Below are 20,606 nucleotides of genomic sequence, written 5' to 3'. Positions count from 1 at the left end.
TCAACTCTCCTCCCTAGGCGGAATCCACAGATCCGTCCGCGATCCATTACCCGGCTCGCCGCCCACATCCATACGGGCTTCTTCCCCGTAATACAGCGCCAGCCGGTGCCTGATATTGAACAGGGCATAACCTTTCCTCGACTGCGGAGCCGTGGCCATCCCCTGCTTGACCTGTGCAGCATCAAGTCCCCGTCCGTTGTCGGTAATGCAAATATGCAGCATCCCCTGCTCCCGGCTGACCGTGATGTCTATCCTGCCTCCTATGGTCCGGTCGCTGAAGCCATGCTGAATGCTGTTCTCCACCACCGGCTGCAGGATAATCTTCGGCAGCAGGCAGGACAGCAGGGCCTCGTCCTCTACCGTCACCGTGTATTCGAACAGACCTTCATAGCATCTCTGCTGAATGGCAAAATACTGCCGCATATGGGACAGCTCATCCGCAAGGGTAATCAGATCCTTGCCGCCGCTGAGTCCGATCTGGAACATCTGCGACAACGACAGGATCATCTCATTCACATCGTCATTCTCGCCCATGACCGATTTGCAATAGATGGTATTGAGCGTATTGTACAGAAAGTGCGGCTCCATTTGCGCCGTAAGGGCACGGATCTCTGCATGCCGTTTGCCCTCCTCCTTGGTCTTCACATCCGCGATCAGCGTCTTAATCTCCGACATCATCCGGTTGAACTGAAAGCCGACCTGGGCAACCTCATCCTCATAACGGCTCTCATACACCACACTGAGCTGGTTCTCTTCGACTCTGCGCATCAGCCGCCGCAGCTTGAACAGGGGCTTCAGCAGTACAGATGTCAGCTTATTCGAAATGAGCCAGGTCGCCAGCAGGAAAACAACGATGACATAGAGGGTGATCCGCTGCACCCGCTGCAGCTTGCCCAGCAGCTGGTCCCGCGACTGCATGCCGGAGATGATCCAGTCGTGTGATACGGCTGAGTTTGTATAATTCACCAGATATTCCTTGCCGCCATAGCTGTAGTAGTGATCCTGCGGATCGGCCGCTTTTCCGGCTTCGACAAGCACCGGCTTCCAGGGGAACCTGCCCCGGAACGGCCAGCGGGACTCCACCACAGCTTCTCCTTCCCCGCTCACCAGATAATAATTTCTCCCTGCTTGTTCTCCGCCTGTATTCAGCAGCTCATCGATCCGGCTCTCCCTGATATTGACCACAATAAATACATTGCTGATCGGCGTGTAAGGGTATTCATAAATTCCCCGGACTACGAAGGAGACCACCCTCTGGCTGCCTGTGAACAACCGGTCATAATGTCCTTTGGCCCAGTAGCCGCCCGGCTGCTCCTTGCTCAGATCATATAATTCCGAGCCGTAGAACGAGTTGTCCTGCGCCCGGATCTGCGTAGTGGGATAGAAATCGCCAATCGGGGTTACGATTAGCACACTCTCAATGATCGGCTGATTGAACATTGCCTGAGAGAGGACATATTGCAGATCGGACAGGTGTACATAGTAATTCGACACCTCATGGCTGAACACATCGAGCATCATCTTGCGGTACGCATCGCTCAGCATCAGGGACTGTACAGACAGCGCTACATCATTCAGGCGGGAATCCAGCAGCTGGGCCGTTTTGCTTACGGTCTCCCGGCTGCCGGCGTAAGCATTCTCCTCGATCTCCTGCGCGGCAATCCAATATGAGAAGGTGCCCATTGCACCGATGGACAGCGTGATCAGCACGATGAACGAGAACAGAATCCTCTGTTTGATGGATATCCGGTAATACCTGCCGGCGATCTGCCGCCCGAGCTTGCGGCCATAGGCTGTGAATGTATTCATAGCTTTTGCTTCTGAAGCATGTACCTTGTACCTCCCTTTGGTTATCGGTTCTTGTCACTTGTACGATACGGCTGCTCCGGCCCGGCGTCAAGAGAGGGCATGATAATTCGGCAGATTCCGCTGCATATTTGAACAAAATCATCCTGTGGGTAAGGGATGCTGACGACTTCTCTCACCTACTGCTTGGATGGGGGGCAGCATTGTTGCACTTTTTGCAGGATTCATCTATAAATGTTACGGAGTCGAAGTACAATGTTGCATTTTTTGCACAAATTTCGATAGTTAGAGCAAGTTATCGCTGGATTTGTTGCAGTTTGTGCAGGATTCCGGCAGAGGCCGCTTCTATGGGGCAGTATTGTTGCACTTCTTGCAGCATTCTTCTATACATTTTTTGCGTACATACCTATCCACAGGCGGCGTAAATCATAATTTCTCAACAAAAAAAGGCTGGAGCCCCCCGCATAACGGAAGGCCCCCTGCCTATATAACCGGTCTAATTATCTCTTCGGCTCCAGGCAAAGCCTGAGCAGATCGTCTACATGGGCCGTGGCCAGGCATTCCACCGTATCGGCTGCACCGTAATAGATTTTGACCTCGCCCGAGTCCTCCAGGATCATCCCGCCGGGGAAAATGACATCGTTGCGGAAGCCGCCCGAAGTTTCATACACCGCCTCCGGCACCAGCAGCGGAGCTTCCGCCCGGCCGATAATCTTGCTCGGATCTTCCAGATCCAGCAGCATAATTCCGGCGGTGTAGCGCTTCTTCCAGGTGTCTTCCCAGCCGTTCTTGCCCCGGGCAGGATCGAGATCCACTGCATGGAAGGTGGTCAGCCAGCCCTTGTCCGTCTTCACCGGAGGCGCACCTGGACCTACCTTATCGTTGGCATAAGCGACTTGCTCCACGGCCAGCAGCAGCTTATGGTTCCCCCAGTACTTCAGATCGGGGGAATCGCTCATCCACATATCGAAGCGGTCGCGGCCGCCCCGGCTGTAGACCGGAAGCGGGCGCTCCAGCCTTACATACTTGCCTCCGATCAACTCCGGGAAGAGTACCATATTGCGGTTATCCGGCAGCGACAGGCTTAACACTTCAAACGAACGGAAATCGTCAGTAACAGCGATCCCTCCGCGCAGCCCGTGACGAGTATCGACCGCAAAGCACATATAACAGCGGTCACCGATCACGCTCAGGCGCGGATCGTATACACGGACCACCTCTTCATCATGCCAGGACCAGCATGGCTCCGGCTGCACCTCCCAGCTTACGCCGTCATCGCTGAAGGCCAAGCCGAGATTGGTCGTATGATGGGGAGCGACGATTCCCTTGCTCTCATCCCCGTAATCATTGCGGAACACCATGACATATCTGCCCTTGAATTTCGTCACCCCGGCGTTGAATACCATCGCCGGTCCATAGGGTACATCAGAAGGCTTCAGAATCGGGTTAAGCGGATGCCGGACCATCACCGGACTTGAAGTCAGCGTTCCTGTCGTCAGATCGTTCATTGTGCAGATTCCCCTCTGTAAGTTAATAGATGAAAGCGCAACCAGTGTCTTTGCATCCCCTATTATGCATCATCTTGCATAGTTAATCTATAAAATGTTCACATGAAATCTTCCATTTTCAGCTAGTAGAGCATTAGAGCACAAGGACTGAATTTAGTTAATAATTACGGTAACGTTAAAGTTGCATTTGAACCGAGTATTCGGCGATAGTTGTATTCTGTGCATCTAAAAACCGTGAAAAGAAAGGTTCGCCTCTTCTAGCTGTACTTTGTACAACTAAATCTGCCGGAATGGGCGATAACCCAGGTAGGGATGCCAGTTTAAATGTATGAAATACAACTAAATGCATATTCAGCGGTACATCAGAAGATTTAGTTGTACAAAATACACTTAAGCCTATTGCTGGTACTTAATCGGGTCATAGCAAACCCTCAGAGTGAGATTGGATGCTCTGCTGGTGCAGCGTTTCGCCCCGGAGCGCAGCCGCCAGTCTGCCGCCGAAGCGGCTGCCCAGCAGCTCATAGCCTTCGGGACCGGGGTGCAGACCATCGGTCAGCAGCTCTCCGTCCGCTGGGCCGAACCACTCCAGCCCATCGAGGTAATGCAGATGACGGTCTCCCCGCGCCTGCAGCAGCTTCACTGTATCCGCGATCTCCCGGCGCATCAGCGGCAGGGTGAAGCCGAGCGGATTCTCCTCTGTCTCACGCTCCGTTCCGTAAATAGGCGAGATGACAACCATAGGTGTCTCTGTATGCTTCTCCCGGATCGTCTCCAGCAGGCCGATCAGCAGCGGCTTGAACATCCGCGGGCTGGAGGACACTGCGCCATAGATGTTCACGCCGACGCACAAGGTAATCAGGTCAGCCGGCAGATCCCGGATCAGCCGGCCCGCCATCGGCTCCATCAGGCAGTTGCCGGAGAAGCCGAGATTGGTCAAGTGATAGCCGATCTCCCCGGCGGCGATCACCGGCCAGGTCCAGGAAGGGCTCGAAGCCGCAACACACTGGGTAATGGAGCTTCCATACGTCACCCAGCGGGGCCGCAGGTCCGCCAGCGGTTCGGCAACGGCATCATCATCAATGGCAAGACCGCTTATCGTCATACCGGTGTTCTGCGGCAGGTAGATTTCCAGTTCCTTCACACCAGGGGGAAGCCCGGTGAAGCGGGCCTCCGCAGACTGCGCAGCAAGCCGGAGCGTCTGCACCAGCCGGCCGTCAGCCAAACAATCCAGTGAAGCGTCCTCCGCAAGCGGTTCAAACCAGAGTGCGAAGGTGCTGGAGCTGGTGGACAGCCGCAGCCGGATACCGGAGCAGATCTCCGCCTTGCCGCCGATCCCATCCGGCGGATATAGATCATAGTCCCGGAACGGAATCCGCCAGGGCTTGATCCCCTCCTGCCGGTGCTCCAGTGAGACCGCCCCGTGAAACCACTCCTCCAGCAAAGGGAGGCTCCTCACGTTCTTCCCGTTCTTGACGTTCCCCACGCTCTTCACGCGCTCCAGGCTCTCCACACTCTCAACGTTCTCCACACTCTTCACGTTCTTCCCGTTCCCCACACTCTTCCCGCTCTCCAGGCTCTTCCCGCTCTTCACACTCTCCGTTCGCTCCACGCTCTCCATACTTCCCACGCTCTTCACACTCTCCACGCTCTTCAAGCTATTCACATTCTTCACGTTCTCCACATTCTCCGCGCCGCTCACTGCGCCTGCCCCGCATCCTGCTCCGCCGCCCCCGGAACGAAATTCTCCCCGAGCCACACATCCTGCTCCAGCAGACGCTGCTGAAGCTCAGGAATCGAGATACTGCGGGAGTCCGTGCCGTCCCGGAGTGCAAGCGTTGCCGCCGTGCCGCAGGCCTGGCCCATCGAGAAGCAGTTCGGCATGACGCGCAGGGAGCCTTGCACCGCCCGGTCCGAGGACACCGAACGTCCCGCCACCCACAGATTGCGGATGCCCACCGGCAGCATCACCCGGTAAGGCACCCCGTGGGAGACTCCCGGCGGCAGATGATTGAAGGTCATATCACTTTTGCTTGTCGCCAGATGAATGTCAATATAGTAGGCATTGCGCGCTATATCGTCAGGAAAAGAACGCGCGGCCACGAAGTCGTCCACAGTCAGCGTATAATCGCCCTGGATACGCCGCGTCTCCCGGATGCCAAGCTGCTCTCCGCTTGCCACCAGATGCGCCTGTTCGAAGCCCGGCACATACTTGCGGAAGAATTCAAGCTGCCGCAGCACCGTCCGGCGGCCTTCAATGGCTCCGCGTGTCAGGTCCTCAGCCTTCGTTCCGTCCACCCCGAACACATGGCCGAAGTTAACGCCGACCAGCTGATCGCTCACCCAGGCCAGGCCGGAGATCGATTTGCGGCCTTCCGGCAGCGCTCCTTCCAGGATGGCCTGCTCCACCGTCCGGTGCAATTGACCTGTATCTCCCGTCTCCGCCAGGAAGCGGCTGAATCTTGGACGGTCTACATTCGCCAGCAGATAACACATGCTGCCAGGCTGAAGCTCCCCGTCTCCGCCCCCCTTCTGGAACGGCACACCCGACAGGGCAGCAATGTCGCCGTCCCCGGTGCAGTCGATGATATAACGGCAGCGGATGAAGGATCTTCCGGATTTGTTGACAATCATTACGCCCTCTATGGTCTGGCCGTCCGGCGACCGCACTACATCGTAGACAAAGGTGTGGAACAGCGGCGTCACACCGCTCTCCAGTACCGCATTGTCATAGACGCGCTTCAACACTTCAGGATCAATCGGCACCCAGTCCAGCTGTTCGCGGTATTCCTCCTGATAGCCCGGATCACAGGCCTGCTTCATCCGCTCCATCAGCTTCAGGCCCAGGCCGCGGATAATCGGCTTGACCTTGTCCGTATAGGGGCAGAAGGCAGGCACCAGCGCCACGGTTCCCATTCCGCCCAGATACCCGCGCTGCTCCACGATCATGGTGCTCGCCCCGCCTTCGGCCGCCGAGATGGCAGCGGCAATCCCTGCCGCCCCGCCGCCGATGACCAACACATCCACCTCGCGGGAGACCGGCACCTCTGCCTGCGGTACTGTAATATGTCCGTAATTCATTGTTATCCTCCTAAAAGTTTTGATAGCGTAGCTTCACCTGAATCCACCTCGCAAAACTCGCTTCGGAAGCATAAGCTTATCTTAAAGTTTATTACCCCTTCACCGAACCCGCCGTCACCTGAATGAAGGTTTTATTCGCCAGAATATACGCCAGCAGCATTGGCAGGATGGACAGACAGGCCCCGGCCATCATCAGGTGAATCTGCATCGCAGCCGAAGAGCCATAGCGGAGATTCGCCAGCCCGACCGTCAGTGTCTGCAGCTTCGGATTGGTCATCGTGAAGACCAGCGGCAGAATGTATTCGTTCCAGGCATGACGGAAGGCGAACAATCCGGCCACCCCAAGCCCAGGGGTCAAGAGCGGCAGAATGATGCGGAAAAAGGTGCGGATGAAGCCGGATCCGTCCACCATCGCCGCCTCATCAAGCTCCCGGGGAATCGCTTTGAAGAAACCCTGCAGCATGAAGAAGGTGCTGGAATGGGCGCTGACCAGAATTAGAATAACCCCCCACAGCGTGGTATTCAGATGCAGCGCAACCATCAGATCGAACTGCGGACGCAAAACGATGGCCCCGACTGAAATGAACATCATGGACGCCTGCACCGTGACATAGATCCTTTTTCCCGGAAAATCACGCCGGTCCACCACATAAGCAGCCATCGAGGCCACCAGCAGCGTCCCCACCGTCACCATTACGCTCATAAATGCACTGTTCCAGGTATAGCGGGCGAAATTAGCCTGCTTCCAGGCTTCAGCATAATTGTTGAATTGTAGCTTGGCGGGAAAAAGCGTTCCCCCAGTCATCATCTCGGCCCCGGTCTTCAAGGAACCGGTCAGCGTCATCAGCAGCGGAAACAAGGTCAGGACCGCCGTTGCCAGCAGGAAAAGCCACATCACTGTCCGGGTTACGATTCTCCCGGCAGTACCGGGCGTCCGGTCCACCGTTTGCGGCCGCCCTCCGGGCTGCTTGGATATCACAGATTCGTTCATTTGGATAAGCCTCCTAATACACCTTGTTCATTTTGCGGCTGAAGAAGAAATAGAGGCCGGTTACCGCTCCGACAATCACAGCGGTGGCGAAGCCCACGGCGCTGCCGTAACCAAGCTGCTGCGTTACCGGTGAACCGGTGGATACAGGAAATAGCAGCTTGTAGAGATAGAGATACATGACTTCCGTTTTGCCGATCGGTCCGCCTTCGGTGATGACCATGATGCTCTCATAGCCCTTCAGGGAAGCGATAATCGCCAGCATAATGACCATCTGGGCTACCGGAGCCAGCATCGGAAGCGTAATATTCCAGAAGCGTCTTCCGGCGTTCGCTCCGTCGATGGACGCGCTCTCGTACAGGTCCTGCGGAATGCTCTGCAGCCCGGCGAGGAAGAGCAGCATATAGTTCCCGACGGCACCCCACACCGCCACAAGAATAACCGTCAGCATGGCGTGCTTCGGACCAAGCCAGTCGACCGGCTGGGAGACCAGATGCAGCTTCATCAGAACTGTGTTAACCATCCCGTTATAGGAATTGAAGATGTTATAAAAAACAACAGAGATGACCGCAGTACTAATGACCGTCGGCATGAAATAAATGCCCCGGAGCAAGTTGGACCCGCGCAATCTGCCGTTAAGAATAACAGCCAGCAGCAGCGACAGCGGCAGAGTCAGCAGCAGCTTCCCTCCGGCAAAGACGAACGTATTGCGGACGGACTCCCAGAACAGGGTATCCCGCAGCAGCCGGCTGAAATTGTCCAGCCCGGTAAACAGCGCCTCGCCGTATCCGGCATAATCATAGAACATATACCGCAGCATCCAGATCAGAGGATAGATGCCGAGAGTGAGTGTCAGAATGACGCTAGGTGCGAGGAACAGGGAATTCTCCCCAAGTCTTTTCCATTTATAGATCATGATTGGTCTCCTTCAAGGATAGCAAAGGGGCTGATCCGGGAATCCCGTACAAGCCCCTCTGTAACCCGTTATTCTCCCTGCGGCTTCATTGGATCAAACGCCGGGTCCGGCGTAACGGTAACCTCGCCCTTCTCCACTGCTTTGGACAATGCGTCATTGTATCTTGTATTCAGATCAGCAGCAATGGCCTTGGCATCTCCGCCCGAGAGCATATATTTGAAAAAAGCATCCGCATAGGTAGAGCCTTCCGGCGTGACGTTCGGCACAGCAGGCCAGAGCGAGTCATGCTCGCCGACCAGGAAGCCTTCCATTCCGCCAATCTCCGGATTTTTGGCCTGCTCCACAATGCTCGGCACCACTGCAATTCCGAAGCCCTTCTCATGATACGTCTTCAGAATATCGTCGCCGTACATGTACTGCATGAATTTCCAGGCGGCATCCTGATGCGCCGATTTCGCACTAATCCCGAGCCAGGTGCCGGCGGATACGATCTCCGAGGTTCCCTTAATCTGCCCGTCCAGGGTTGGGGCCAGCGTACCTGCCCAGTTGATCTCTGTCGGGAACTGGTCCTGGTATACACCCGGCTCCGTCGAGAAGCTGAGGTACATGCCGATTTTGCCTGCGGCAAATTGGGCGCGCAGCGGGTCAATATCCAGCGTCTCCGCACCCGGCAGGATGCTTCCGTCCTCGTACATCTGCTTGAAATATTCGATAACCTGGGAGTAAGGTGCAAAGTCAAACTGGCCTGTCTCCAGGTCAAAGCCAAGGCCCTGATAGCCGCTCAAGGAGAGAATCTCGCGCATTGACCGGTCAAAGGCCGACTTTGGACTTTTGAAGTTCAACGCAAAGCCGTATACGCCCTCCGATTTGCCGGTTTCAGTAATTTTTTTGGCGTCATCGACCATTTCCTGTAGCGATGCTGGAGGATTAGCGATGCCTGCTTTGTCAAAGAGATCCTTGTTGTAGATCAGGCGCAGGGTGAGACCGGTATTGGCCAAAGAATATACCTTGCCGTCAAAACGGTTGACACCATCGATCAGCAGACTGCCGAATTTCGTTTTGATCTCATCGGTCAGGTAACCGTCAATCGGAGCCAGATAACCTTTTTTGACAAATTCGGGGGTATTGCCGCTCTTCAGACGGAGGATATCCGGTGCCTGGTTGCTGGTGAAGGCAATGTCAACGCTCTGCGCGTAATTCTCAGACATGACTGTCAGTTCCACCTGGATATTCTCGCCGTTCGTCTCATTGAACTTGTTGACCAATTCCTTGATATATTCCTGGTCATGACGGTCATCCGTCCAGTACTTAAGCTGTACCGGCTCACCTGTTTCTGCTGCGGCCGAAGCTGTGGGACTCGCTGTTGCCGCTCCGGGTGTCCCCTCTGCCGCACCGCCGCTCTTATTATTGTTCCCGTTACCGCCGCAGCCGGCGATTCCGGCGGCCAGCATGAGGCTCAGGCTGAGGCCCAACCATTTTTTCTGCATACGTTCTACCCCTTTGATTGACATTTGTATTGTGAGCTCGTTCTCTATTATAGGCTACCCCTCCCGCAAAAGGAGTGCGGCAGACTCACTCTTGAGGGACAGAATTCTATTCTTTGCGGCAGGCGGCAGCTGCCGGGCTCTCCCGTTACAGCAGGATGCCGTTCTCATCAAATGTCCGGATGTACTCCAATAACTCCGCAAAATGAACCCAAGCGATACCCGCCTTCTGATCCGCAGCGCCATAAGACATGATTAAGTCCTCCCCCATGACAATGCCTCCTGTGGTAAACAGACAAGGCGTAGGGTAATCCTCCGGCATCTCCCACTCCCGCTCCGCATACATCAGACGGTCGGAGCACCTGTGGATAATGACAGGGAAATCATTCTCCTGCTCCTTGAGGATCATGAAGGACTGCGTATATCCAAACTGCACATTCTTCTTCGCGTGATAAGCCACCAGCCACTCCTGATTCCCCAGGGCGATCGGCGGCCAGCTTGCCCCCACACGGTTCTCCTCCCAATCAAAGAGCGGACTGGCCAGCAGTCGGTGAACTGCTGCAGGTGAAGCGAAATCCGCGATGGATTCCGCCGCCGCCAGATAAATGGATGGCTTGCCCGCCTGGCCCCCGCCTGCAAAGGGTAGGACATTCATCGGCCGGTGCAGCATCACATATTGCCATTTACCTGCAATCCTCATCTGCTCAGGAAACAGGAACACATCACGGTTATCACTGACATGCCCTTCGGTAAGCGGGCCTACATACCCGAAAGCGTCTTCATAGTTCCCTTCCTTCAACTTGGCCAAATCCAGCTTATACAGCACGCTGACCGTATCATTCGCCCGGGCTGATTGAATGAACGGGTCCGTACCCTCTCCAGCAAAAATCCAATCCGGCACGTATTCAAAGCGCGTCTGGACCGGAGGCTGCTGGCTGCTAAGCCAGTAAGGGCCAGGGGGAAACGCCCGGCAGGCCACCGTGACATACAGCTCGTTCCCGACATAGAAGATACGGGGGTCCTCCACACAGCCGTTGGCATAATTCCGCACTCTTTTTCCGTAAATGTCCGTAATGTACAATTCATGCTCTTCATACCCGAGGGCCGGAGCCAGGGCAGGTCTTGAAAAGTCCGCCTCCCAGCTCTCTCCCCCATCCCTGCTCCGCGCATACCCCAAAAAAATCGGATAGGGATCATGGCAGCCCTCTCTTCTCTTCTGCGGCCACGGGCCCGTTGCCCGAAACAGCATATGAATGTCATTCGAGTCAGGGTCCTGGATGATCGCCGGATTCAGAACCATTTTGTCCGCCCAGTCACAGCCTGGTACAGGTTCAAGCGCCGGTTTGTCCAAATAGCGAAATTGTGGTTTCATAGTTCCTCCTGGTTTACCTCCTGAAGCAGGGGCATATTCCGTTTTTCAGCAAACAACTTATCATAGGCCATCCGCGAATTCAAAAGACTTTTCTCCTGAAACCCGCCTTCCGGGCAAAACAGTAAGATCCGTCAAATGAAACAGGAAGATCCATCATTCACGCGGGTCCGGGCAGCGGCTTATAATCATTTTTGCAGGCAAAATCGTTACCAAGGAGGAGGGTACGCCGGATGAAACAATATGATCTTGTCATATACGGCGGAACGGCTGCAGGAATTACAGCGGCTGTCCAGGCATCTATTATGGGCAAAAGTGCGGTAGTCATCGAGCAGAGCCGGAGAATTGGGGGCATGACCACCGGAGGGCTGGGTGATACGGATGTAGGAATGAAAGAGGCAGTCGGCGGCTTATCTCTGGAATTCTACCAGCGGATCGCGCAGAAATATGCGCAGGACGGGGCTTGCTGGCTGTTCGAGCCTAAGGTTGCGCTTGAGGTGCTGCAGGACTGGGTGGCGGAGCATAACCTTGAAGTCGTCTGCGGGGAAAGGCTGGAGCTTAAGAATGGGGTGACCCGGCAAGGCTCAAGAATCACGTCCATTACTATGGAATCCGGGAAGGTCTATCACGGCAAAATGTTCATTGACGCCTCTTACGAGGGAGACCTGATGGGCCATTCCGGTGTGTCTTATGTGGTCGGCCGGGAGCCGAACGCACGGTATGGGGAGACATTAAACGGCATTCAGCCCGGCCCTGAACTGAACGAGCTCCCTCCGGGAATTGACCCCTATGTCATTAAAGGAATGCCTTCGAGCGGACTACTCCCGCGTGTAAATGCGGACCGTGGCGGCGATGCCGGCGAGGGAGACCGTAAGCTGCAAGCCTATAACTTCCGCATGTGTCTGACAGACAATCCGGGCAATCGCCTGATGATCAGCAAGCCTGAGGGCTATAACGAAGCCGATTATGAGATTCTGTTCCGGGCCATTGAGCAGGGGCAGCGCTCACGCTTTTTTAAGCTGAACCGGGTCACTGCGGACAAGACCGATTCCAATAACAACAGTGGCATTTCTACGGATTTTAACGGCATGAACCACAGTTATCCGGAGGCGGATTATGCGGCGCGGGACAAGATATGGGAGGCCCACCGCATCTACCAGCAGGGGGTTGTCTGGACGATCCAGAACCATCCGCGGGTGCCGGAGGAGATCCGGGAGGCCTACAAGCCGTGGGGCCTGCCGCTTGACGAATTTACCGATAGCGGCCACTGGCCGTCTCAGCTCTACATCCGGGAGTCCCGCAGAATGACCGGAGATTATGTGGTGACAGAGCATGATGTAAGGCGGGAGCACCCGGTGCCGGATTCGGCCGGAATGGGCTCCTTCGCCATGGATTCGCATCATACGCAATACTATGTGAACGAAGACGGGCATGTCAGCACGGAGGGCGGATTCTATATCCGATTGGCCGAGCCTTATCCGATCAGCTACCGGGCGATGGTGCCGAAGCGCAGCGAATGCACCAACCTGATCGTACCGGTCTGCCTGTCTGCCACTCATGCGGCCTACGGTTCCATCCGGATGGAGCCGGTCTTTATGATTTTGGGTCAATCAGCGGCAGCCGCTGCTGTACTGGCGCTTGAGGCGGACGGCATGGTTCAGGATGTGGAGTATGGACAGCTGCAAGCGGTACTGCTTGAGTCCAATCAGGTGCTGTACACCACCGGACTCAGCCGGGGTTGAACCGGAAGCCGAAGCTGCGCCGGTACTCTCCCGGGGGAGCGCCATACCGTTCCCGGAACATCCGGCAGAAATGGGCGTAGCTCTGGAAGCCCGCATTGTCGGCAACCTGCTCCAGTGACAGTGTGCTGTAGAGCACCTGCTGCTCGGCAGACTTCAGCCTGACATCAATACAGTAGGCGAACGGCGATTGGCCAAAAGCGGCTTTGAACAAGGAGGAAGCGCGGGAGATGCTTAACCCGGCGGAGGCGGAGATCTGCTCCAGGCTGAGCGGTTCATGGGCATGATTGTCAATGAACTGCTTCAGCCTGTAGGCGGTCTCCGCCCCTTTGGTGCGCCGCCGTGCCTGAACGATCTGCTCCAGCGTCAGACAGAACGTTCTAAGCAGATAATCCATCAGCTCCTCCTGATGCTGCATTACTTTCCTCTTCTCGCCGGCAATATGCTTCCATAAGGTAATGACCGTATCGTCGAAGCCGATATTCGTCCGGGCCGGCAGCCTGCGGTCCTGCCACCAGGAGTCCAGCCACTCCCCTTTGCCGATCAGGAAATAATCCGAAGAGGGCTGAACTCCCCCAGAGCCTGGAGCGCTGCGGGGCTGTACGATCAGCTCATACGGCTGATTCGGAGCATAGATCAGCAGATCCCCGGGGATGATGGTCTCGTATTTTCCGTCTACCAGAGCACGGCAGGTCCCTTCCATCTGAAGTCTGAAGAGATAGAAGGATAAGCCGTCCTGATACTGAACGGAGTGAGGCTGGGTATGTGTGAAATAGTTGGCATACAGGATGCTGCACCGGTGCGGATCGGACGCTGTCAACGGTAGGGCTCCTCCTGGCGGTCCGGGTGGTACCCCGCCCTGAACTCTGACGGTGTCTGGCCGGTAATCTTCTTGAACATCTCGCTGAAGTATCTGCGCTCCTCATACCCCACAGCGGAGGCCACCTCCTGCACCTGCGCCCCTTCCACCAGCAGCAGCTTGGCCCGGTGAATTCGCTCTGCGGTGATATACTGGGTAACGGTCACTCCGTTCACCTTCTTGAACAGGCTGGAGAAGTAGCTGGTGCTGAGATGTACATGGGCCGCACATTCACCGACAGTGATATCCTCGGATAAGCGGCCCTTGATATACTCTACCGCTTCATAAATCACCTTCTGCCCTTCGGACAGACTGCTCCTGCGAACCAGGGCAGCCCCCTCTGTACACAGATCCAGCAGCATCCGCTGGAGAGTAGCAAGCGGCAGCCCCGCTGTTCCCTGCACCGCCCGGAACCGCTGGATCAGCGGCTGAATCTCCCCGTACGGAACCAGCTCATAGAAGGTGCGGATCGCTGATGCGGCCAGCTCCTCATACAGAACGAGCAGATAATCGGGATTATGCCCGGAGCTCAGATTCTGCAGCGATTCTGAGATCGCCGAGAGGATTGAACCTGTCCGGCTGACATTGCCGGAGCGCAGCGCCAGCAACAGCTCGTCCTTGTACTCCAGTGCCAGCGGCTCCTGGCTGCCGTTCTGGTGAACATCGTCATACATAATGGCCGCATTGCCTCCGGTGAACAGATGGTGGGCCAGCGCCCGGTGCGCCTGGCGGTAGGAATCCGGCAGCTCGCTGGTCTCCTCCACCCGGCCTCCTACCCCGGCAGATACCGTGAACTTGGTATAGCGTTCAATGTTCTTGCAGCAGCGTTCGGCAATCTCCACTGCACTGGCCGGACCACAGTCATTCATCACCGCAAGATAGCGGTTATGCTTGGCCCGGAACACCACGCAGCGCGTATGCCCGGCAATGGTCTCCTGGGTGATATTCAGCAGGGAGAAACGGATCAGCTCCACCTCGCGGATCGACAGCTCTGCCGCCCGCTCCTGAAAGTGATCGATCTCCAGCAGCATCACCACGAACCCCTTGGGGTTCAGATCGATGCCTAAGAATTCCCAGCGCGGCTTCGCCTGCTCCCACGACGTTCGGTGGCTGACCAGCAGGGCGAAATATTCCTGCCGCAGCACCGGCAGACTCTCCCGCAGCTTGTTCTCCATCTCCCGGAGCGTATCCAGCCTGGAACGCTGCTCCATAATCTCCGCCTTTGCCCGCAGCACCGCCTTCATGATCTCCTCTTCCGTAAAAGGCTTAACCACGAAGTCGAAGGCGCCAAGCTGTACTGCCTGCTGCGCATATTCAAAGTCGGCGTACCCGCTGACCAGAATGATTTTACAGTCCCGGTGGTGTTCCAGTGCAGCACGCAGCATAGCCAGGCCGTCCATCCTTGGCATGCGGATATCCGTAATGACCAGATCCGGGCGCAGCCTTGCGATCAGGTCCAGCCCATCCTCACCATTGGACGCCGTCCCTGCCACCCGGATGCCGTGCTCCGCCCAGTTCATGCAGGTCAGGCCTTCCACCACGCTTTTAATATCATCAATGATACAGAGGGTTACGCTATGATCGTCCATCCTGATGCTCCTCCCGTTTGGGTAAAGATATAATAACCGCCGTCCCCCGGCCCGGCCCGCTGTCCACCCGTAATGCTGCACTGTCCCCATAGTAGAGCTGCAGCCTGCGGATCAGATTGGATACGGCATAGCCCTTCTCCGATTCCCGCCGGAACAATGCACGGACCGCCTCCTCGTCCATACCAGCTCCATTGTCGCTGACCTTGATACACCAGCGTGCTCCCTCATCGAAGACTTCGAGATCAATTATCCCCCCGCTCTCCCGGTTGCGGAAGCCATGCAGAATGCTATTCTCCACCAGCGGCTGCAGCAGAATGCGCGGAATCGGGAGGGTAACCAGCGCTTCATCCTCGACATAAATCTCATAACGGAACAGCCCTTCATAGCAGCTGCATTGCAGTTCCAGATACATGCGGACATGCTCCAGTTCCTTAGACAGCGTAGTGATCTCCTGCCCCTTGTTCAGCCCGAGCTGGAACAGCCGGGACAGCGACATGACCATGCTCTGCGACTGCTTCACTTGCTTCAGATTCAGCTTCCAGTAGATCGTATTCAGCGTATTGTACAGGAAATGAGGGTCCATCTGCGCCGACAAGGCCTTGATCTCTGCCGAGCGCTTATTGGTCTGTGCCTGTGTGACCTCTCCGATCAGCACTACGATCTGCTCCAGCATCTGGTTGAACCGCATCCCGACCTGGGCCAGCTCGTCTCCGCCCCCGCTCTCGAATCTTGCCGTCAGATCATTGCTCTCCACCCGCTTCATCACCTTCATCAGACCTTGCAGCGGACGCAGCAGATAACGGGTAAAAGCTCCTGATACCATCATGGTAACAGTAAAGGCGAAGAGGGCTACCACCACGAGCAGCCATTTCACATAGATCATATCCTTCAGCACACCGGACTTGGACTGGATCGTGGTCATCGTCCAATCAGCAATACCCAGATGCGCATAGTTCAGCAGATACGATTCGCCTCCCAGCTTGAAGGTATTGCTGAGATTCCGGCTGCTGCTGATCATTCCGGTCAGATCACTGCCCTCCACCGCCTGCAGAACGAGCGGGTCCTTCACAGAATAGACGGGGCTGCCTGCCGCGTTCAGCAGGAAGCTGCGCGCCCCTCCGCCGGTATCCCCGCTCACCAGCTTGCGGAAGCCGTCTTCACGGATGTTGACGATAATATAGACCCCGCGGACCGCTGTATCAAATATAGGCTCCAGAATCAGTGAAATAACCCGTTCCTTCCCGGAGAAGAGCATGTCCTCATGGCCTTCAACCCATGTATTCTTCTTCTCCTGTTCAATCCGCTCATATAGTAAGGTATCCTTGAACTCCGTCAGACGGTTCCGGTTCATCGAGGAAGGGTAGAACTCCCCGATCGGCGTGGACACATAGATCGAATGGATCAGCGGCTCCGCAATCCGCGCTTGTGAGAAAACGTTATCAAGATCATTCAGATGAGTATAATACCGGCCTGTATCCCCGGTGACAACATCCCGCATCATATCGTGAAAAGGCTGGCTGATCATGAAGGTCATCATAATCAGCATCAGCTTGTTCAGCTTCTCATCGATGATCTGCGCTGATTTGACAACGTTATCCTGGGTAAGCTTCAGCGCATTCTTCTCCAGAGTCGCCGCCGAGATGGAATACGACAATCCCCCGGTCATCAGTACGGAGAGGAGGATCACGGCTAAGAATGCAGTTTTTAATTTGCTGCGGAATGATTGCTTCCGGAAATAGTTCAAGTCCTTCACGCCTTCCTGTGTGCAGATGCCCTGCTCTTCGATTATGTCACCTGAACGTCCGGTCCGACAATACGCAGCGAATGAAATAGTGAATTCACCGTATGCGGAGCATGGATCTACCGTATGTACAGGGCAACCTGCCGCCTCCCTCTCCGCCTGCACCAAATAGCCTGTTTGAATTCCGGCAGGCACCGGCTTCAAACAGGCTATATTAAGTATGGCTATGAATATCTCACTGGTTGCAGAACACCAGGAGGAGTATGCGCCATCAGGACTCCGGCTTACTATGCTTCAGCAAAGCCAATATGTTATTGAGCAGATGCACCTTACGGATGGGCTTGATAATGATGGAGGAAAACTGCGCTTTGGTCTCCTCGTCCAGATTCGTCCCCAGGGGAGCAAGCAGAATAACGGGCAGCTTCCTGCCCGGAACAAGCTGGCGTATGTGCTTGGCAAGCTCTGTGGCTTCTGTCCCCGCAATATCCTTATCCATAAGGATTAGATCATAATCGTTATTGGCCGCCAGAAGCTCCAGGGCCTCTCCGGCAGTCCGGGCAGAAGACACTGCCACGCTCCAGTCCTCAAGTACCGAAGAGATGACATCAAGACTGGTCTGATTATCATCCACAACCAGAATCTTAATTGCGTCAAGCACATCCTTCTCAAAGGGAATCGAGGGCAGGCTTGTATATTTCTCAAGATACAGCGTGACCTCCAGCTTCGTCCCTGTCCCTTCCTGGCTTTCCGCTGAGATCTCTCCCCCCATCAGCTCCACCAGCTGTTTACAGATGGCCAGCCCCAGTCCGGTACCTCCGTAATGATGCAGCTCGTTGCTCTGGTGAACCTGGGTATATTTGTTGAACAGCAGCTTCAGCTTGTCCTGCGCTATACCTATACCAGAATCCGTAACCGTGATCCTAATCCCTATTTCTTCACGGTGAACAGGCAAGGATTTCAGCTCAATCAGTATTTCCCCGGCGTGGGTGAACTTCAGGGCGTTGCTTACGATATTCATGATGATCTGGCGTATCTTGGGGGAATCCCCCAGAACATACAGGGGAATCTCCGAATCCACATTCAGAATAACCTCCAGGTTTTTCTCAAAAGCCTTGGTGGAGAACAGATAGACGCTCTCTTCCAGTGCGGTGATAATATCGAACGGTTCCTTTTCAATGAGCAGCTTGCCCGCTTCCATCTTGCTGAAATCCAGAACATCGTTCAGGAATTGCAGCAGCTTGGCATTGCTCGATTCAATGATCTCCATGTAATACTGCTGCTGCTCGTTCATCTCAGTCGTCATCATCAGATCGGTCATGCCGATAATGCCGTTCATCGGGGTGCGGATTTCATGGCTGAGCATGGCGAACAGATCCATTTTCGTTTGTCTCCGCTGTTCCAAATCTTCAAGCTTCCGTTCCAAGTTCATAATATAGGTGAAAAAATAAGCCATAGCGCTTAAGAGGTCCAGGTCTTCCTTCGTATGCCGCCCGGCAGCAGGGTCCAGCAGGCAGATCGTTCCCAGAGATTCGCCATCCTCGGTAAGCAGAGGAACGCCAATGAATGAATGTACTCCCTGTGTGTGTATGAAGTCAAGTGCAGGGGACGCGGGCTGTTTATGCGTATCAGAGACCAGTAACGGTCCATTGTCATTCAGAAGGATCAGACTGCCAATAGCATCAAACAACACAGATCCCTGTGTATCCGGCCCCAACAGCTCTTCCCGGTTGAACACCCGCAGCAGGGGATCTGAGCTTACACCATGCACCGAAATCAGAATCGTGTTTGACTTGAAAAGTTGGCTTAACAGCTCTATCATCCGGTCTGCGGCATCCTCTATATTGCGAATCGCCGAACTGCCGGTATCGTTCATCTGCATCGTCGTTCCAGAACCCCATTTCCAAAACCTAAATATGTTACCATAAACTTGACTGGTCCTTATCATAACAGAAAAAACACAGCAACAACCTGCAAAATCCACAAAAATAGGCTGAGGAAGGAATTGGATGGGATGAAAAAGATACTTCGTTACTCACGCAGGGATTCTGTGGTCCTCTTCCCTCCGGTGTGGGCCAGCTGGACTTTATTGATCAGACGCTTATACCGATCCTGCTCTTCCGCTGAAGCGTGCGGCCGGAATTGCTCGAATAATCTTACACAGCGGATCACACAGGCTATGCTGCCAAGTGCGGCGGAGGCCTCCAGGCTCCCGAAGATATAACGTATCCCCTGCTCTATCTTCTCTGCTTTGAGAGAGTACAGCGCCAGCTCATAGAGCAGTACCGGATATTGCTCCGGCGTCTCCCTGCCCGGAGTTCCTTCGGCTTGCCCGAGCGCCGTTCCCTCCGGCGTAAGCAGCGGCTGGAAGCGGCTGATAAGCTCATCTACCTTCCAGCCATACCGGTTAGCCGCTTGAACTGCCTTAAGCAGCCCGTCCAGCAGTCCAAGCCCGGGGGTGCCGATAGATTCCATCACCTCGGGAAGAGCCTCCAGCTCACCGCACATCAGGCGGTATAGAGACCTGTAGACTGTCCCCAGCCTGCTGAACTGCGCCCGGATCTGCTGAACCTCTTCCGATTCCTCGACAATCCAGCTCATTTCAGTGTAAAGGCCCACATATTCCAGCGCCCGCTCATATTCACCGGATTCCTCGCATACCTTGGATTGCAGCCAGTAAGCATACAGTATATAGAAGCAAAGAGGTCTGGGCGCCTGCCTCAGCTCCTTCTTCTTTTTCGTTTTGTAGAATCTGATTTCGTACTGGATAGATGTCTTATGACGGAGCTCCTCTGCCAGTAATCTGGCCTTCTCCCAGTGCTGTAGAGCAATATAGATATCCGCCAGCTGCCGAAGCGCTTCCAACTGGTCTATTTCCTCCAGGCGCTCTACGAAATATTCAAACCGGGTCGCCGCACGGAAATCCGCCTCCGGGCTCTGTCCGATCCGGATCATGAACAGCCGGTACTGGCACAGGGCCAGCCGCTCCGAATGCTGATATTTCTCAGTGTCGGCTACCCCTTCATACAGCAGAGCCGCTGCCTGAAGCTTGCCTTGCCCGTAGAATTCCTCCGCCGTATCGAACAGGAGCGGGGCATATGTAATATTGTCCATGATGATTTGAACCACCTGCCGGATACACTCCAGCTTGTCCAGCTCCGCACAGCGGTGCAGGAAGGGTCCCAGCCGCCGCCAGTCGGGTGCGGAATGTACGACACATTCATCTATATATAACTCATAAAATGTTCCTTCAGGAAGCCCCATTCCGGCGGTAATCCGGTCCAGCTGCTGCATGGCAATAGGACGGTTACCATTAATAATGCTGCTGAGCGTTCCCGAATTGACACCGGAGATTCCTGCGAACTGATTGATTGTCTGGCCTTCTTTTTTAAGAAAAGCAGCCAGTTCTGTTTGAATTGTAGTGTGCTGTTGCAAACCAATACCGCCCCTCAAGAACCAGATATTCTAGTAAAAATCCAGATATTCCTATATCATAAATCCCTTAATTAGGCAGGTCAATCTGGTTTGAACG

Annotated in this window: 14 protein-coding genes; 1 reads left to right on the top strand and 13 read right to left on the bottom strand. The window is 55.1% G+C overall.

What is annotated here, in order from left to right:
* The 8 genes from J2Z70_RS26570 to J2Z70_RS26535 all read right to left on the bottom strand — a co-directional run bounded on the left by J2Z70_RS26570 (position 1) and on the right by J2Z70_RS26535 (position 11,152).
* Positions 1-1,809, bottom strand: a complete 1,809-nt coding sequence (locus J2Z70_RS26570; RefSeq protein ID WP_209878165.1) for a cache domain-containing sensor histidine kinase — start codon at positions 1,807-1,809, stop codon at positions 1-3.
* Between the two features lie 497 nt (positions 1,810-2,306).
* Complete coding sequence (locus J2Z70_RS26565; protein WP_209878163.1) at positions 2,307-3,314, bottom strand: glycoside hydrolase family 130 protein; 1,008 nt, start codon at positions 3,312-3,314, stop codon at positions 2,307-2,309.
* Between the two features lie 418 nt (positions 3,315-3,732).
* Positions 3,733-5,070, bottom strand: a complete 1,338-nt coding sequence (locus J2Z70_RS33940; RefSeq protein ID WP_342593063.1) for an SGNH/GDSL hydrolase family protein — start codon at positions 5,068-5,070, stop codon at positions 3,733-3,735.
* Positions 5,010-6,392 (bottom strand): FAD-dependent oxidoreductase, encoded by a 1,383-nt coding sequence (locus tag J2Z70_RS26555; RefSeq protein WP_209878161.1) that lies wholly within the window; start codon positions 6,390-6,392, stop codon positions 5,010-5,012. Before J2Z70_RS26555 ends, J2Z70_RS33940 begins: the two co-directional genes overlap by 61 nt.
* 91 nt (positions 6,393-6,483) lie before the next feature.
* Positions 6,484-7,383, bottom strand: coding sequence for a carbohydrate ABC transporter permease (locus J2Z70_RS26550; RefSeq protein WP_209878159.1), 900 nt, complete (start codon positions 7,381-7,383; stop codon positions 6,484-6,486).
* A gap of 13 nt (positions 7,384-7,396) precedes the next feature.
* Entirely contained in the window at positions 7,397-8,296 is a 900-nt protein-coding gene (locus tag J2Z70_RS26545; RefSeq protein ID WP_209878157.1) for a carbohydrate ABC transporter permease, read from the bottom strand.
* Between the two features lie 68 nt (positions 8,297-8,364).
* Entirely contained in the window at positions 8,365-9,783 is a 1,419-nt protein-coding gene (locus J2Z70_RS26540) for an ABC transporter substrate-binding protein (RefSeq protein WP_209878155.1), read from the bottom strand.
* Positions 9,784-9,928: 145 nt separating this feature from the next.
* Positions 9,929-11,152 (bottom strand): glycoside hydrolase family 130 protein, encoded by a 1,224-nt coding sequence (locus J2Z70_RS26535; RefSeq protein ID WP_209878152.1) that lies wholly within the window; start codon positions 11,150-11,152, stop codon positions 9,929-9,931.
* Positions 11,153-11,382: 230 nt separating this feature from the next.
* Here J2Z70_RS26535 and J2Z70_RS26530 point away from each other — a divergent pair, with 230 nt between their 5' ends.
* Entirely contained in the window at positions 11,383-12,891 is a 1,509-nt protein-coding gene (locus J2Z70_RS26530) for an FAD-dependent oxidoreductase (protein WP_209878149.1), read from the top strand.
* Here J2Z70_RS26530 and J2Z70_RS26525 read toward each other — a convergent pair.
* The 5 genes from J2Z70_RS26525 to J2Z70_RS26505 all read right to left on the bottom strand — a co-directional run bounded on the left by J2Z70_RS26525 (position 12,878) and on the right by J2Z70_RS26505 (position 20,509).
* Entirely contained in the window at positions 12,878-13,708 is an 831-nt protein-coding gene (locus J2Z70_RS26525; RefSeq protein ID WP_209878147.1) for an AraC family transcriptional regulator, read from the bottom strand. The genes J2Z70_RS26530 and J2Z70_RS26525 overlap by 14 nt on opposite strands.
* The gene (locus J2Z70_RS26520) at positions 13,705-15,336 is read right to left on the bottom strand and encodes a response regulator (protein ID WP_209878145.1); all 1,632 of its coding nucleotides are present in this window, start codon (positions 15,334-15,336) and stop codon (positions 13,705-13,707) included. The genes J2Z70_RS26525 and J2Z70_RS26520 overlap by 4 nt, the downstream gene beginning before the upstream one ends.
* Entirely contained in the window at positions 15,323-17,089 is a 1,767-nt protein-coding gene (locus J2Z70_RS26515) for a cache domain-containing sensor histidine kinase (protein ID WP_342593062.1), read from the bottom strand. The genes J2Z70_RS26520 and J2Z70_RS26515 overlap by 14 nt, the downstream gene beginning before the upstream one ends.
* Before the next feature lie 259 nt (positions 17,090-17,348).
* Entirely contained in the window at positions 17,349-18,956 is a 1,608-nt protein-coding gene (locus J2Z70_RS26510) for a GAF domain-containing hybrid sensor histidine kinase/response regulator (RefSeq protein WP_209878143.1), read from the bottom strand.
* A 149-nt stretch (positions 18,957-19,105) separates the two neighbouring features.
* Positions 19,106-20,509: a helix-turn-helix domain-containing protein gene (locus J2Z70_RS26505; protein WP_209878141.1), complete on the bottom strand. Its 1,404-nt coding sequence runs from the start codon at positions 20,507-20,509 to the stop codon at positions 19,106-19,108.
* Positions 20,510-20,606 lie beyond the last annotated feature (97 nt).

It is taken from the genome of Paenibacillus silagei (assembly GCF_017874735.1).
Lineage (GTDB): Bacteria > Bacillota > Bacilli > Paenibacillales > Paenibacillaceae > Paenibacillus_AQ > Paenibacillus_AQ silagei.
Note: the sequence above shows the minus strand (reverse complement) of the source record. Positions and strands in the feature narration are given on the sequence as shown.